At 52.1% G+C, this 15,472-nt stretch carries 14 protein-coding genes; 11 read left to right on the top strand and 3 right to left on the bottom strand.

Going from position 1 to position 15,472, the window contains the following annotated elements; translation table 11 throughout:
• Positions 1-106: 106 nt before the first annotated feature.
• Positions 107-1,303, bottom strand: coding sequence for a glycosyltransferase family 4 protein (locus J2T58_RS04895; RefSeq protein WP_253487887.1), 1,197 nt, complete (start codon positions 1,301-1,303; stop codon positions 107-109).
• A 156-nt stretch (positions 1,304-1,459) separates the two neighbouring features.
• Complete coding sequence (locus J2T58_RS04900) at positions 1,460-2,629, bottom strand: glycosyltransferase family 2 protein (protein ID WP_253487889.1); 1,170 nt, start codon at positions 2,627-2,629, stop codon at positions 1,460-1,462.
• A 260-nt stretch (positions 2,630-2,889) separates the two neighbouring features.
• On the opposite strand from J2T58_RS04900, the gene J2T58_RS04905 reads away from it, so the two are divergent.
• Positions 2,890-4,878: a hypothetical protein gene (locus J2T58_RS04905; RefSeq protein WP_253487891.1), complete on the top strand. Its 1,989-nt coding sequence runs from the start codon at positions 2,890-2,892 to the stop codon at positions 4,876-4,878.
• A gap of 122 nt (positions 4,879-5,000) precedes the next feature.
• Here J2T58_RS04905 and J2T58_RS04910 read toward each other — a convergent pair whose 3' ends face one another.
• On the bottom strand, positions 5,001-5,726 hold the full coding sequence (locus J2T58_RS04910; protein ID WP_253487894.1) for a hypothetical protein: 726 nt from the start codon (positions 5,724-5,726) through the stop codon (positions 5,001-5,003).
• A gap of 188 nt (positions 5,727-5,914) precedes the next feature.
• Between J2T58_RS04910 and J2T58_RS04915 the strand changes: the two genes are divergently transcribed.
• The 10 genes from J2T58_RS04915 to J2T58_RS04960 all read left to right on the top strand — a co-directional run bounded on the left by J2T58_RS04915 (position 5,915) and on the right by J2T58_RS04960 (position 15,440).
• Entirely contained in the window at positions 5,915-6,469 is a 555-nt protein-coding gene (locus tag J2T58_RS04915) for a flagellin (protein ID WP_253487895.1), read from the top strand.
• An 8-nt stretch (positions 6,470-6,477) separates the two neighbouring features.
• On the top strand, positions 6,478-7,089 hold the full coding sequence (locus tag J2T58_RS04920) for a flagellin (RefSeq protein ID WP_253487896.1): 612 nt from the start codon (positions 6,478-6,480) through the stop codon (positions 7,087-7,089).
• Between the two features lie 207 nt (positions 7,090-7,296).
• Positions 7,297-8,124, top strand: a complete 828-nt coding sequence (locus tag J2T58_RS04925) for a FlaD/FlaE family flagellar protein (protein ID WP_253487897.1) — start codon at positions 7,297-7,299, stop codon at positions 8,122-8,124.
• Between the two features lie 40 nt (positions 8,125-8,164).
• Positions 8,165-8,662 carry a flagellin gene (locus J2T58_RS04930; RefSeq protein ID WP_253487898.1) on the top strand — a complete coding sequence of 166 codons (498 nt, stop codon included), beginning with the start codon at positions 8,165-8,167 and terminating at the stop codon, positions 8,660-8,662.
• Positions 8,663-8,671: 9 nt separating this feature from the next.
• On the top strand, positions 8,672-9,130 hold the full coding sequence (locus J2T58_RS04935; RefSeq protein WP_253487899.1) for a hypothetical protein: 459 nt from the start codon (positions 8,672-8,674) through the stop codon (positions 9,128-9,130).
• A 10-nt stretch (positions 9,131-9,140) separates the two neighbouring features.
• Complete coding sequence (gene arlH, locus J2T58_RS04940) at positions 9,141-9,905, top strand: archaellum protein ArlH (protein WP_301287479.1); 765 nt, start codon at positions 9,141-9,143, stop codon at positions 9,903-9,905.
• A gap of 3 nt (positions 9,906-9,908) precedes the next feature.
• Positions 9,909-11,783 (top strand): archaellum flagellar ATPase motor FlaI, encoded by a 1,875-nt coding sequence (flaI, locus tag J2T58_RS04945; protein ID WP_253487900.1) that lies wholly within the window; start codon positions 9,909-9,911, stop codon positions 11,781-11,783.
• A gap of 1 nt (position 11,784) precedes the next feature.
• Positions 11,785-13,401: an archaellar assembly protein ArlJ/FlaJ gene (gene arlJ, locus J2T58_RS04950; protein ID WP_253487902.1), complete on the top strand. Its 1,617-nt coding sequence runs from the start codon at positions 11,785-11,787 to the stop codon at positions 13,399-13,401.
• On the top strand, positions 13,401-14,615 hold the full coding sequence (locus tag J2T58_RS04955) for a LapA family protein (protein ID WP_253487904.1): 1,215 nt from the start codon (positions 13,401-13,403) through the stop codon (positions 14,613-14,615). The genes arlJ and J2T58_RS04955 overlap by 1 nt, the downstream gene beginning before the upstream one ends.
• 21 nt (positions 14,616-14,636) lie before the next feature.
• The gene (locus J2T58_RS04960) at positions 14,637-15,440 is read left to right on the top strand and encodes a DUF8579 domain-containing protein (protein ID WP_253487906.1); all 804 of its coding nucleotides are present in this window, start codon (positions 14,637-14,639) and stop codon (positions 15,438-15,440) included.
• The last annotated feature ends 32 nt before the right edge of the window (positions 15,441-15,472 follow it).

Consider the following 15,472-nt stretch of genomic DNA (forward strand, 5'->3'; position numbering starts at 1 on the left):
TCACACATATCATTCCCCGGGAAGGTTCCTGCATGCATATGTATGATAAAATCGCCTGTTTATGAGATAAAACTTTTCAAATATCGCTTTCATAGGTTTTTTTCACTCACATCCCCCGGTACTCCCCCTCCAGCCGCTCCAGAATCCCCTTCCATTCAAACTCCGCCGCCACTGCCCGGAGGGCATCCTGCATCTGTTCGCGTTCAGAGAGAGACAGTCGGATCCCCTCTGCCAACCCCTCCGGCGATAGCGGACGGCGATACCCGGTCACCCCATCCTCCACCAGGTCTGCGGCGGCATTCTGCGGATGAATTACCGTCACCACGGGCAGGCCGCAGGCCATTGCCTCCAGCGCCACAATGCCGAAGCCCTCCCTTGTTGAGGGGAGGACGAAGACTTTTGACGCTTTCATGGCGGCGATGACGGCGTCATGGTCGGGGAGGAAGCCGGTGAAGCTGACGCTGCCTTCCAGCCTAAGGTTGTGGGTGAGCCGCTCAAGGGCCTGCCGCTCAGGTCCGTCGCCGATGATGGCAAGCCGGAGGCCGGGCAGCTCCTCCCTGAGAAGGGCGGCGGCCCGGATCAGGAGATCGACATGCTTCTCCCGGATGAGGCGGCCGGTGAAGATGATATCCGATTGTGGGATGTCAGGGCCGCCATCCCCGCGGCCATAACAAGCCGCAGGGCCGCCTCCTTCCATTTCAGCCGGCACAACTGCTGTTATCTGCCCCATATTGATCCCGTTTGGAATAACAGGGATATCTCCGGTGATGCCGAGCCCTTCGAGCGCCCTAGCCGTCATTGGCGAGACGGCGATCGGATAGTGGGGGAGCGCGGCCGCCCTTGCTTCGATGATCTTTCCAAAGACCCCGCGCCGCCCGAGATACTCGTACCAGTACTCCCCCCATACCTCGTGCCAGGTGATCACAAGGGGGATCCCAAGGTGTTTCGCAACACGGTGTGCAGAGAAGCAGGGGAAGTACGGGAAGTTCTGGCAGTCGATGAGATCAATCCCTGAGGTCCTGCCAAGAGCCAGGAGCGGGTGATAGACCGAGCGGGCGAACCGGAGCGCCTGGCCGGCAGTCCGCCTGCCTCCTGCATAGAGCGGCTCAGCCGGGCAGACACCATGGATGGTAACACCACCCTGCTGGATCACCGTATCCGGCTCATTCCACCATTTCATCCCGAAGAGATGAATCTCGTGGCCGCGGGCGGCGAGCCGGGTGGCAAGCTCCCATATCCGCTTCTCGGCACCGCCGCGGACATAGGGGTAGATGGCGTCATACACATAAGCGATTTTCATCATCCTATCCAGAAGAAAGCACAATTAACCAATTCATTGCACGGGTACTATCCGATGGTTTTACACAAAGGAGAGAGTGCATGATTATAATGTCTCCTTCTTTAAGATGTGTATGCGTGGGCATTCAGGTTACCGAAGAAAAAACCAGAGATTGCCAGTTTATACATCATCATTTCCACGTTCAAGTAACATCATGCTGATAAAGATGGCAGAAAAGAATATCTGCATGCCAGAGAGGAAAAAAGTGAGGGACCATACTGCATTTGCGATCTGTGAAAGTGAACCAAAGCCGGTTGCAGCCCAATTATGAACAATTCCATACCCTATCGCCACTCCGACGAACATCAGGATTATGCCAAGTATAAGCTCCTTTTCCAAATTATGATAATTAATGAGTTTTCTGATAAAGCTATTCTTATCACTATAACCATGAATAGCTGAGTACATCATAATTGTCAAACCCATAAGAAATGCCTGTAATCCACCAATGAATACCAGAGAAGCAAGAATAAAGGAATGGAGATTCGAAGTCTCGACATCTCCTCTGACATAAAAGAACCCCATCATGAAAAGCCCCAGGAGCGCAAAAACAAAGCCCGGAATAGCGATAAATGGGAGCGGGCGGTAGAGAAGCATGAAACGAACGTGTCGCCAGCCATCAGAAAAACTGCTCAGTTTTGAAGGTGTAACCCTTGGCCAGTAGGTGATCGGCACTTCATCAATCCGTAATCCGGCTTTTGCAGCCTCGATAAACATCTCTGAAGCAAACTCCATCCCTCCTGTCTTCAAGTTGAGTCTTTCAAGCGCTTCCCGCCTGATTGCCCGTAGCCCGCAATGTGCATCTGATATATCGGTTCCAAAGAGCTGGTTTAATAGCCAGGTGAGGAAGGGATTACCAATATACCGATGGAGTGGAGGCATGGCACCTGGTTTAATATCACCTTTCAGCCGCGTCCCCATGACGAAGTCGGCACCATCATCGAGCAGTTCAAGTAATTTTGGGATCTCACAAAAATCATATGTATTGTCGGCATCGCCGATTACGATATATCTCCCCTTCGCAAATGCAAAGGCTGCGAGATATGCATTGCCGTATCCCATCGATTCAGGATGGACTATCACACACCCAAAAGACTCCCCGATCTCAGCAGTCCTGTCTTTTGAGGAATCTGCAATGATGATCTCACCCTCTAGCTGAAGATGTGAGAAGACCTTTTGTATTCGTGATAGACACTCACCAATCGTCTCCTCCTCATTTAAGGCAGGGAGGATGACAGATATATCGGGTATTCCTTTTTTCATTGCATATACCGGTATATCAATGTACATCTTTCCCTTATTTATGAATTCTGATTAGTTTTTATGGAAAGAAGCTGATTACTCTGCGTGGCAATCCAGACAAGCCCAATTCCCAAATAACCATACCTCACTCCTCCATGAAACAACCCAACGTGAACTACCCCCAGCTTGCGCAAGGGGACTTCCCGCCTGTGGAGAAAAAAAAATAAAAACTTGAAAACATAACAACTTTCAATGAATAAATATAATCAGTAGTTACCAGAAGTAACCAAGGTATCAGGCGGAACTGCATGTCCACATTAAAGAAAGATTCCATTCAAAAGAGAAAAAATCAAAAGGAAAGGAGAGATCCTAAAACTTCAGATGAATCATCCAGGGCGAATCATGCCCCAGAGAACAGTATTGGATGGTTCCTTTCGGAACATACACTTTCGATCTTGGTATTTCTCTTTGCACTCTTCTTTATCATCACAATTGCGAATCCTGCTCTTTTTCTCAACGACGGTTGGATCAGTGCTAACCAGCTCCATCAGCTCGATGAAGGGACGCAACTGATCGTTAATGAAGGCAAATATGGGGTCTTTATAAATGGAACCCCGGGACCATACTTCGAAGCTCGGAATAATCTTCTCGGATACACCTTAATGCTGCCTCTACTTTCATTCCCTGCCCTGAAGTTTTTTTATCTGTTCGGAGATCAGTTCCGGTTCTCTGTGATTCTCCTATGGAGTATTTTGCCGGTATTGATAGCACTTTTAATCGAGATTCGTTATCCTGAACGAATACAGTTTAGAGGCATCAGGTTAACAATCCCAATAATCGGGTTGGCCTTTGCCGGACTTCTTGCAAATATCTGGCTATATAACCCCTTTCCTTTTATCTCTGAGAATGCCCCGCGGGAAGTAGCAGCGATAATCTTTACAAATCATATCTTGTTCAGCCTGATGGCAGTTATGATATTTCTCATTTGTAAAAGCATTTTTGAAGATGACTGGTACGCCCTGTTTGGAACGCTTGTTTGTATTTCATGCTCTTCCTATATCTTCTGGGCAACAGATGCAAAAGACCATATCCTTGTTGCAACGTTAATCACTGCTGTCATTCTGTTTTTTGCACGATATACCTATAAGCAAAGAAATTTGGATGCCGCACTCATTTTTATCGCAATTGGGTTACTTGCATGGGCGCGTCCTGAGCTTGGATTCACCGTATTCATCGCCTGCGTACTCTCTTATTTTTCTATGCATATCGTATCGGACTCTTTTCGGCAATCAACCAAAAATCGGGTTCTCTGCATTCTACTCACCCCTCTCTGGACATTTTTCGGGGCAATTCCATTTTTTGTAAATAATTACATTGTCACCGGCAATCCTCTTGTACCAACATTATCGATCACACATGGCTATTATCAGGAAAGGGTGAGCCCGGGTGTCTCCGGGGAGGGATCACCAGTAATCATTGAGAGCACCACGGACGTAATTGCCGCCAGCATGAGTGGAGAAGTATCCGCTTCGGCCATCCCCTATCCAGGAGGTATCGAAGACGTCATCCCTGTTCTAACGCACCACTTTAATCTCACATTCAATACGTTATTTTCAGATCTCTTTGGCATACTATTCGCCCCGGTTTCCGGTAATATGAGTCTTGTCGCCGTCTCTCCGATAGTTGTCTTTGCCATTATTCTATTACCAGCCATGATCTGGCACCATAGTGAGCGGTTCAGTTCTATAGACAGACAGATGATCAGAACACTTGCCTTCATTGCATGTGCAATATGGGCGGCATACATTCAGTACCTCCCACTCTTGAACCATGATTCGGGGATTATTCCGGATATTCGCTACCTGATGCCCTTCTACCTCCCGGCAGGTCTCCTTGCACTTTTTGCGCTCCGGGGCACCCTCACCGTTAATGAACGCTGGTCCCTTACCCTTGCGACGCTCATCTCTGTTCTCCTGATCCCTGCGATCCTGTTCTTCATAATGATCATAGTGCAGCCTTTTGGAGGGCTTTACGCCGGATATACCACATTCTTCACCCTCATCATCTATGGCTGCCTTGCTATCGCCCTCATTCTCTTAAGCCTGAGATTGATGAATTACCCGGTCCCACAGGTCTATCTGATAGGGATTATCGCCATCCTCATTGCAATCCCCCTGGGGTGGCAGCTCATGATGACAGTGCTGTATTCGGTGGCAAAATTCAACGGCTACCCCTTCTGGATACCCGTCATTGAGCAGATATACTCCTCCCTGATCCAGGTGACTGATATATCTTAATAAGGGCAGGTAGCTCCCTTACACGACCAGCATATCATATGGTCGTTCCGGGGTGATGAGGTCTCGCAAAATAAAAGAAGGGAGGTGGTGGATTAGATAGGGAAACAGAGCACGAGCACAACTCACTGCACCGGGACCTTCGCCTCTATTGTATATGATTCGATGAGCCGGCTCTCGATGATCAGGTAGTAGCTCCGTCCCCCTTCAAGGAAGCTCTCCTTCCAGGGGCGGGGATCGTTGTTGCTCCAGAGTCGTTCGTCGATGATCCCGCCCCCTGCCGGGTCGATGGTACGGACGACCCGGTTTGGATCCTCGGCATCCATCACGGTGATGATGAACCGGGGATAGCCGACCGACTGGCCGGATCCGGTCGGGAGGACCGATGGATTAACAGTGTACCAGAGCTCCCACCGGGGGGAGGGGATCTCAAACACCTGGGATGCCCCGCTCCACCGCCCTTCAATCGTTGCAAATGTCTGAAGGGTCACCTCCCGGTCATCCGTCTCGATGGGGCGCCGTGCCGGGATCGAGCTATCCGGCCGTGTCAGGTGATAGGTGCCGGGATCGACGTACCCAAGCCGGATCGGCTGGCCATCCCAGACCTGTGCCATCGTACCCTTGGTACTCGCCGCCTGAACCGTCGACGGGTGGGGGATACTGATCTGCCCAAGCGGCACTGCTGTCGGCGGGGGGGTCACCACCGCCTGCGGGCCGCGCTCCCCCGCGCCCGGCATCGGCGGAATGCTGAAATCAGGGCTTTCGCCGGTGACCATCGGATTGATAACAACGGCAATGATGACCACGAAGACGAGCCCGCCGATGAATGTCATGATATCCTGTTTATCCATGATTTGGCAAACCTCCTGTTGTATACACGGCTTTAAAGATCCTCCAATAAGTACTATCATGGAGAGAAAAGCAATCGTAATGATTCATGTAACTCCGTATGATAGATACCTATATATATTATTGCACATACAAAGATGAGTAAGAATGTTGGGAAGACCCAGCGTTCAACATTAAAAGGTGATTGAAAATGACGTTACGAAGAAATGAGGATGCCTTCACCGGCCTTGAGGCCGCAATCGTTCTGATTGCGTTCATCGTGGTCGCTGCGGTCTTCTCGTATGTTATGCTCGGCGCAGGGTTCTTCACAACCCAGAAGAGCCAGGAGACGGTCTACTCCGCTATCGGACAGGCTGGTACGAATATGGAGGTCTCCGGACCGGTTATTCTAGAAACAAACACTGATTCACAAGTGAAGAGTGTGGCCTTTACACTTATCCTTGCTGCAGGCGGGATGCCGGTTGACATGAAGAGGGTGACCTATACAGTCTCCACTCAGACAAGCATTGATGATCTGACATTAAATGATGCTGCTGTTGATATGAGTAAGCACAACGCTAATGACAACGATCTCCTTGAGCGGGGGGAGATAGCGGAAATTACGATAACCGGCTCTAGTGTCGGAAATATAAAAGCAAATCTCCCGTTCACCATTGAAGTGAAACCCTCAACCGGAGCTGCACTCCCGATTACCCGGTTTGCACCACTCTCATTTGGGAAGAACGCTTTTTATGAGGTCTACTGAAGGTGATTATGATGAAAAGAAGAAATGATAATGCATTTACCGGCCTTGAAGCTGCTATCGTCCTGATCGCCTTCGTCGTCGTCGCCGCAGTCTTCTCATATGTGATGCTCGGTGCAGGATTCTTCACTGCACAGAAGAGCCAGGAGGTTGTTCACACAGGTATCGGCCAGGCATCATCCAGCATTGAAGTTGTCGGCGATGTGTATGGAATTGCTCAAACTGGAGCAACATATTTGGATACAGTTCGATTCAGCATTGGCCTGACATCAGGCATGTCGCCAATGAACATCTCCGCTATGAGAGTTCACTATACGGATGCAACAGCGAGACATCAAATAACATTTAATAATGATAAATCCGTTACAGCAACTTTAATTGATGGGGAAACACCTGATACTGGGTGGGTTATCAAAAGAGTTGAGAACAGAGATACCGCTATCAACGAGCCTAAGGACAGAGTACTCAGACCGGGAGAGAAGTTCCTCCTTGAGATGAAGGTGCCAACCTCAGCAACACCAAATACCCGGTTTACAATAACCATGCAACCCGAGGTTGGGGCACTGACAACCATTATCCGGACAGTTCCAGCATCGATCTACCCGGTGAACGTTCTCAGGTAAACCAAACAACCACTTTTTTTCTTCTCCTCTGAGCAACTGGGGAGCACGCTCTGCCACATCGGCACGCATCGGAATCCACTCCATCCATGCCATTCTTCCGGATGCCGTATGAACCATGCCATCACCCTACTTTTCTGAAAAGGTACGCTATTCTGGAACAATACCAATCCAAATATTTAATTACCCATACGAAACAATAATATATCTATGGCAGTAGATCAGTCTCAGGTCGACAGCATTCTGGCGAGCGCCTCCGCCGATGATCCCGAGGTGAAACTGCAGAACCTGGAGCGGGAGGTGGAGCTCCTCAAAAAGTCGATCAAGAAGCTGTTGATCGACATCAGGGAGCGGCTCAACGAGGGGGACAACCCCCTGACCGTCCTTGCACAGGGGGGGGGCGGCGAGGTGATCGCCGGCCTCACCGCAGACGATGCCGCCCGCCTCGAAGAGCTTGAGGCGAGGGTGGCAGAGCTCTTTGAGTTCCGCGAGATGGTGGAGCTTGAAGAGGAGGAGAAGCCGAAGAGATCAAAGAAGAGACCTGAGACTGACGATTACCCTGAGGCACAGCCTGCCCCTCCCCTCCCCCAGCTGCCAAACCCGATGATGCCGGAGACCCCGTCTGCCAGCCAGAAGAAAGAGTCCGGTGATGAGAAGCTCTGCCTCCAGAAAGTCTATCATCTCTTCAACTGGACGAAGGCCGCCATCACGAAATACGGCCATGATCGGCTTGATATCATGCTCGACAGCTACCGTTCCATCGGGTACATCACCAAGGAGGCGGCAGACGAGGTAAAAGAGATCGCACGGATCATGCCCGCCTCACTCGGCGAGGAGCATGAGGTCGGGGCAGACGAGTTCGTCTCAGAGCTCTATATTCTTAACCGAATCATGGAACCCGACGACACCTCACTCGATCGCGACATGATCGCCGTGATGATGGAGCGGGATTCGAAGAAGGGTCTTTCAAAGAAATCCGGGCTATCGAAGAGAGAAGAGATCGGGGAGGAGTGGGCGCACCTGATCGATAAAATATAAGACCATCAGGAAACCCGCCCCCTCAGACAGATAAGACACCATGACCTCGGAGACATTTGTCACTGCCATATTTCTGGTTACCGCAATCATAGCGGCAGGTGTCCTCGTCAATGCAATCTTTCCTTCGATCTACCAGGCATCGGAGACCTTCGTTGCGGGATCGCATGAGATGGACGACCGGATGCGGACCGATATCAGGATCATCAATACCGTCCTCCATTCAGATGATGATGTCGCCTATATCTGGATCAAGAACACCGGCGTCAACCCTATCCAGGAGAATCTCATCCCCAGGTTCGATATCTTCCTTGGCAAAACCGGGCAATACAAGCGGTTGACACATGTGGAGGGGGGAGTCCCGGATGCCGGGGAATGGCAATTCATACTCCATGACGACAATGGAAACGGACTCTGGGATCGGGGGGAGACGCTTGAGATCATCGCCAACGGTGGAGTTGTCGGCTCAGGAGACAGGATCGTCTTCCAGGTAGTCCTCCCAAACGGTGTCAGAAGGAGCACTGAATTTGCTGCAGTCTGAGGGGCATGTATGGCGATCGCAAATCTGATCGGGGCAGTCGTCGGAGTCTTCCTCCTGCTCCTTGTGGCATATCTCCTCGTGGGCGCGACCCTTATCACCGCAGAGACGGTGATGAACGCCCAGCGTGAGATGACAGAGGTTCAGGTGACCACCATTCGTACATCCATCGCCATCGAAGAGTATACGCTAACTGACGATCGGCTCTATCTCCTCATAACAAATGACGGAGCAACCATCATCGATCCGAAGCCCGAAGGTATGGATGTCTACCTCTCAGATGATCTGTTCACACAAATGGTCAGGGCATCCTGGATACAGGAGGGGACAATCACCCCCGATGGCATCAACCCCGGCCTCCTCGATCCCGGGGAGTCCCTGAATATGAGCATAGATATCTCCGGTGTTGCCAGTCCCTCATGGGTGAAGGTCGCAACACCAAACGGGATTACTGCATCGAGCTATCTCTGAAGGAGGAAGAATGAAGAATATATACGACGATGACGAGGAAGAAGAGGTCCTTGATGAGGATCTTCATCTGGATACCGGAAAGGAGATCCTCTCCACCGGGAACCCGGAGATCGACAAGAAGATAGCCGACGGCCTCCCCCTCTACTCGATGACCCTCATCGAGGGGGAGAACGACACCGGCAAGAGCGTCATCACCCAGCAGATCACCTGGGGTGCGATGAAGAACTCCTTCCGGGTTGACCTCTTCACCACCGAGAATACCGTCAAGAGTTTCTTAAACCAGATGGAGTCGATGAGCCTTGACATCTCCCAGTACTATGCCTGGGGGTACCTCCGGGTCTTCCCCCTCCATGTCGTCGGCTTCGACTGGGATGAGAAGGATATGCAGGGGATCCTCGGGCGGCTCATCAGGCATATCCAGCAGAGCAAGGCAGAGGTGATCATCATCGACTCGCTCACTCTCTTCTCAGAGTATGCATCGACCGATATGGTCCTCACCTTCTTCACCAATTGCAAGACCCTTGTTGACAATGGCAAGACCATCCTGATCACACTCCACACCTATGCCTTCGATGAAGACTCCCTCGTCCGCATCCGGTCAACCTGCGATGCCCACCTTGTGATGAAGAAGGCGCTCATCGGCGACAAGTATGTGATGGTGATGGAGGTCGGAAAAGTCCGGGGTGCACGGAAGACGACCGGAAACCTGGTATCATTTGAGGTGCACCCGGGGTACGGCATGAAGATCATTCCGATGTCCTTTGCACGGGTATAACGTATGGCATCATCACTCTCAATCGACGTAACCCTCCCCTTTCAGCCCCAGACAACAGATGTCGAAGGGATCTATGAAGGCGATCTCGAGTCATCCGCACTGTACAGGATGCTCCCTGAGAACGCCAGGGAGTACGTCCGCGAGAGTCCGCACCTCCTTGAATACCTCCTCATCTTCCCGGTGGATATCTACGGGATGCCCCTCTTCCTCCCCGAGCTGAAAGGGGATCTGAAGGGGATGGAGAACCCAAACGTCATCTATCCCGCCGGCAAAGGGGTCTTCGTCCATATCCTCCCGGACCCCGACGATGTCCGCCAGTACTATATCCCGATTGAGCCTTCCTTCCTGCACAGTGTCAACTACCTGATGCCGGCGATCGAATGCAAGCTGATCGATCTCCTCGATGCCCTCGATTATGATCCCGTGACTGAGAAGGAACGGAGTGATATCCTCAAGAAGCTTCTCCTGGAGATCACCACAATCAGAAGTGAAGGAGAGAGCCCGGTAATCACCGAACAGGCAACAGAGGCCGCCATCTCTCTTAAAAACAAGATCATCGACTTCCTCCAGAAGGATATCGGGGAACCAAAGAAAGATTCCTCAAAGATGAAATTCCCTGACATCCCGCAGACGGCAGATGGGAGGGTGATCGTTACCCAGGCACAATACACGGCACTTGAGTACCTGCTCATCCGTGACAAGGTCGATATGGGGATCCTAAAACCATTCCTTTCAGACGGATACATCGAGGATATCTCCTGCAACGGGGTAGGCCCCATCTTCATCGAGCATAAGATCTTTAAAGGCCTGAAGTCGGTCATCGAATTCAAAAAATCAGATGAACTTGACCTCTTCGTCCTGAAGATGGCTGAACGGATCAAGCACCCGATCACCTACCGCTCACCGATCGTCGATGCCACCCTTCCTGATGGATCCCGTATTAACATCGTCTATGGAACCGAGATCAGCAAACACGGGAGCAACTTCACCATCCGTAAGGCGATGGGGGAGCCGCTCTCAATCTTAAACATCATCTCCGGTGGCGGCTGCGACTATATGCTGGCAGCATATCTCTGGATCATGGTCGAGTACGGGATGTCCCTCTTTGTCTCAGGGGAGACGGCATCCGGAAAAACAACCACCCTCAATGCCATCACTGCGTTCCTGCCACCTGAGAATAAGATCGTCACCATCGAGGATACCCCGGAACTGAACATCCCGCACCGGAACTGGACCCGGGAGGTCGCCAAAGGAAAAGGCAAGGGAGAGGGTGAAGGATCCGAAGTGACGATGTTTGACCTCCTGCGTGCCGCACTCCGTCAGCGCCCGAACCAGATCCTTGTCGGAGAGATTCGTGGTGTCGAGGGTGCGATCGCCTTTGGTGCAATGCAGACCGGCCACCCGGTGATGAGCACCTTTCATGCTGCGACTGTCGAAAAGCTGATCCAGCGTCTCACAGGAGATCCGATCCTGATCCCAAAGACCTTCGTCGACAATTTAAATCTCGTTGTTATCCAGAGCGCAGTGAAGCGGCCAAGCGGGGAGACCGTCAGGCGTATCCTCTCGGTATCAGAGCTCGTCGGCTATGATCCGGAGACGCAGGGCTTCTCGTTCATCGAGGCATTCTCCTGGGAGCCGGTGACGGATACCTTTACCTTCAATGCCAGAGGGATCAGCTACCTCCTTGAGTACAAGATCGCAACGATGCTTGGTATCCCGGAGCGGAGGAAGGCCGACATCTATCTTGAGATCGATAAACGTGCGAAGATTCTCGAGAGGCTTCACCAGTCAGGATACGTCCGATATTATGATCTCTTTCATATGCTGACGAAGGTCAGGAAACAGGGACTCCTGAAGATCGAGGTCGGGAAGGATTAAGATGTTTGAGAATGTTGTTGACCGTCTCCGCGAGAGCAATAATGGCAAACTCCCATTTGAGGATCTCTTTGGGAAGATCTATGACAGGATCAACCGGGTCTTTGAAGAGCGGAGGATGGTCTCTGATATCCTCTTCATGGTCACCTATATGAACTCGCTTGCCATCGCCCGTGCCTCGCGTCCCGAGATCTTTGCGGCCACTGCTGAACGGAAGGAGTATGCCCCCGCCAGAGCCATCAGGAAGGTGGAGTTCTTCGTCAAGCGCTGGGGGTACAGCTATGTTCAGTCACTATCGATTGTTGCAGAAAGGACAGATAATGATGTCCTCCGAACACTCCTCAACAGGTTTGCAAACTCGATGGAGTCGGGGGTGCCTGACGAGGACTTCCTTGACGGTGAGATCTCCTCATCGATGGAGATCTTCAGAAACAACCAGGACAGCGGATTTGAGCTCCTGAAGAAATGGGGGGATGCCTACATCGCGATGCTCCTCTCTGCGGTCGTTATTGCCGTCACTATCATGATCTCGGTTGCGATCTATTCACCGGGCGAGGTGAAGGAGACGCTCTCGATCACTTACTGGATCATCATCCTCATCTCCCTCTTCGGAATAGGTACGATGTTTCAGACTGTGCCAACTGATGAGCGTGTGTATAAATCTGAGGAATGGTTATCAAAAGAGCAGGGGATGATCGCCCGGATGGAGAAGATCGTCCTTCCGGTAACGGTGGCTGCATGGCTCCTCACATGGGCAGCAGGGGTCCAGGCAGGGGTCATCTTCATGCTTGTTGGCATCATGCTCGCCCCGCTTGGTATTCTTGCCTATATCGACAACAAAAATGTCATCGCCCGCGATGAGGAGTTTCCGAACTTCATCCGTGGTGTCGGGTCAATCATGGGAGGGAAGGGGGGAACCATGTCCCAGGCACTCGCTGAGATCGACAAAAAGTCGATGGTGAACCTTTCGCCGCATATGCTCTCCGTCTTCTCAAAGCTCAACCTCGGCTTAAATGAAGAGCTCTCATGGAGAAAGTTCGTTGGCGAATGTGGGAGCAACTTCATCTACAAGTACTTAAATATCTTCCGTGATACCGTCAATATGGGCGGGGACTCAAAGAAGATCGGAACAGTCGTCGCCGATTCCATGCTTGAGCAGGTGCTGATGAGGAAGAAGCGTGAGATGATCAGCATGGGATTCATCGTTCTGCTGGTTCCGATGCATGCGGCGATGGCCGGCATCTTCATTGCACTCTATCAGATCCTGGTCACCCTCTCCCGTGCCATCACCGAGGTGATGGGGACCTTTGATGCAGCATCCGCTGCACTTTCTGAATCAACAGCTTCACCGCTTGGCGGGATGGGCGGAGGATCCCTTGGGATATTCGTCGACTTCCCCGAGGCGATCGTCGGGGCGTATGTTGTCAATATCCTCATCATCATCTGCATATCAAACGTCATCGTCGCAAAACTTGCCGTCGGAGGGGACAGAAGTGTCGCCTATCCCTTTGCAGCCCTGATGCTCTTCATCACAGGGGTGCTCTTCATGGTGATCCCGCCGGTTATTGAGGTCTTCTTCAGCATGGAAGGGCTTGTTTCAACAGGAGGAGGAGTATTATAATGAAAGATTCAGTACGGAGGGCAATCCTCTTCTTGGGAACGGTCAGCATCGGAACATTCTTTGTCTTTGTCCAGCTTCCGGTCATCTACATCCTGCTTGTGACATTCGTCCTCGGCGTCTTCCTCCTCTTCCTGACCGGGGCGCTCACTCTCTCGGATCTCCGTCTGAGGAGGGCGAAGGCAGAAGAACAGATAGACGAGCCGGAGATCCCTCCGGGTCCTGGCTGGCGGGAGAAATTTGAGGAGAAGATGCCCTCCTTCTACCGGGGGTTCCAAAAGATTGAGGCTGCGGCCGCACCCCTTGGGCGGGCTGCAGGCGCAGTCAAAGCCCGGTTCAGGCGTTCAAAGAAAGAGGAGGCGCCGGTGGCGGCAACTCCCGCAACAGAGAGGAAACCCCTCTTTGGAGGGCTTCGGGAGCGCCTCGCCCGGCTCCGCCCGGGAAGAAAGGAGGAGGCCGCACCTGCCGTCTCCGGGCCTGGTGGGACACCGGGGAAGGCATCTCCCCGTGACGAGGCGCTTGCCGCAGCCGGGGCGATCGCGGCATCCGGTGTACAGCAGGGATCCGGTGACAAAGCCGACGATGTATTCGGAGATATCTCCCTTGACGAGCTTGATGATGACGTCTTCGCAGAACTTGACGGCGAGATGGAGATGGACGCTCCACTCCCTGATCCCGATAGTGACGAGGGGGTATCCTTCGATCCCGAATCCGCCTCATTCATGGATGATGCTGCCGCCATCCTTGCGCAGGAGGGGGCGCTGGATGATGAGGCATTCGATGCAGATGAACTCTCAACCGGGATGGATCTCGATAGCCTTGAGATCGATGAGGATCTCGATGAGATAGGCGATATCGATGCCGATCCGGAGAAGAGCACCCCGGCAGCCCCTGATACCGATGAGGAGGAGGAAGAGGATCAGGAGGAGGAGCAGCCGCAAACGGTTATCGCGGCCAATGAAGGCTACCAGTTCACACCCGATCAGGAACAGAAGGTACCGGACTTTGGGGCACTCGGCGGGGGGAGCGATATGGATATCCTCAGTGCCCTCAAAGGTGATGTCAAGACCGTCAAGAAAGAACTTGACCTCAGCCTCGTCCGGGATCTTAAGGATGTTGATGTCCGCGCCGAAGAGCTTGAGGATGAGCTTGAGATGGTGGTCAGACAGCTTGGCGGCAGGAAGGACGAGGAGCCCGCCCAGGAGTCAGAGGCATAAGAACGAGGATGGTGAAGGAGAATGGTAGAAGCACCTGTGAAGATCCGGCATAATGACGGATGGATCAATTGTAAGATATCGCTTGAAGATGAGCAGATCATCATCCCGGCTCCGGTGAGCCAGACGATCCCGTTGAAGAGCATCGTCGATCTCCAGGAGAAGAAGAACACCCTCACGATCATTTTGAAGAATGCAACCGAGATTCGGCTCGTATCCGTTGAGAAGGTCCTCTTCGTCATCAAACACAGGATCCTGATGAAATGCAGCGCCTACCGGCTGATGGCATTCTTCATGTCCCCTGCGATCCGTGGCGGAGTGCTGATAACCAACGCCGTCTGGGAGAAGGGTGCGATCGTGGTCCTCAAGAGCGACATCTGGTTTGTCACCCAGAACAAGCAGATCTGTATCCCGCTCACCGATGTCTCGGGCATCGAGATGACGAAGCGGGAGGTCGATGAGAAGAAGCAGGATGTCGTCAGAATCGATCACCTTGAGGATCAGGGGCTTGTATCAAGCTTCGTCCTCACCCAGCTCTCGACACTGCAGATCCTCTACAGCTTCCTCTCCGAGATCACCGCAGGCCTCTCGGTCGAGGGGGCGGATCTCGACTCGATGGATCAGCAGATCGCGATGCTCGTCTATTCCGGGATGGATTCATCCACGATCCAGAACATGCTGCAACTCAAATTCAAGGATATCGATCGGATCTATGACAAACTGATCAACCTGAATATGGCCGAGGTCAAGGAGATCCGGCGTGAGATCCACCTGACCGCAAAAGGGGTCAGATACATCACAGAAGCCACGAAATCCGGTACGAATTGATTGCGGTTGCAGAAGGGGAAGATATCTCTATA

This window comes from Methanocalculus alkaliphilus, assembly GCF_024170505.1.
In the GTDB taxonomy this organism is placed as follows: domain Archaea; phylum Halobacteriota; class Methanomicrobia; order Methanomicrobiales; family Methanocorpusculaceae; genus Methanocalculus; species Methanocalculus alkaliphilus.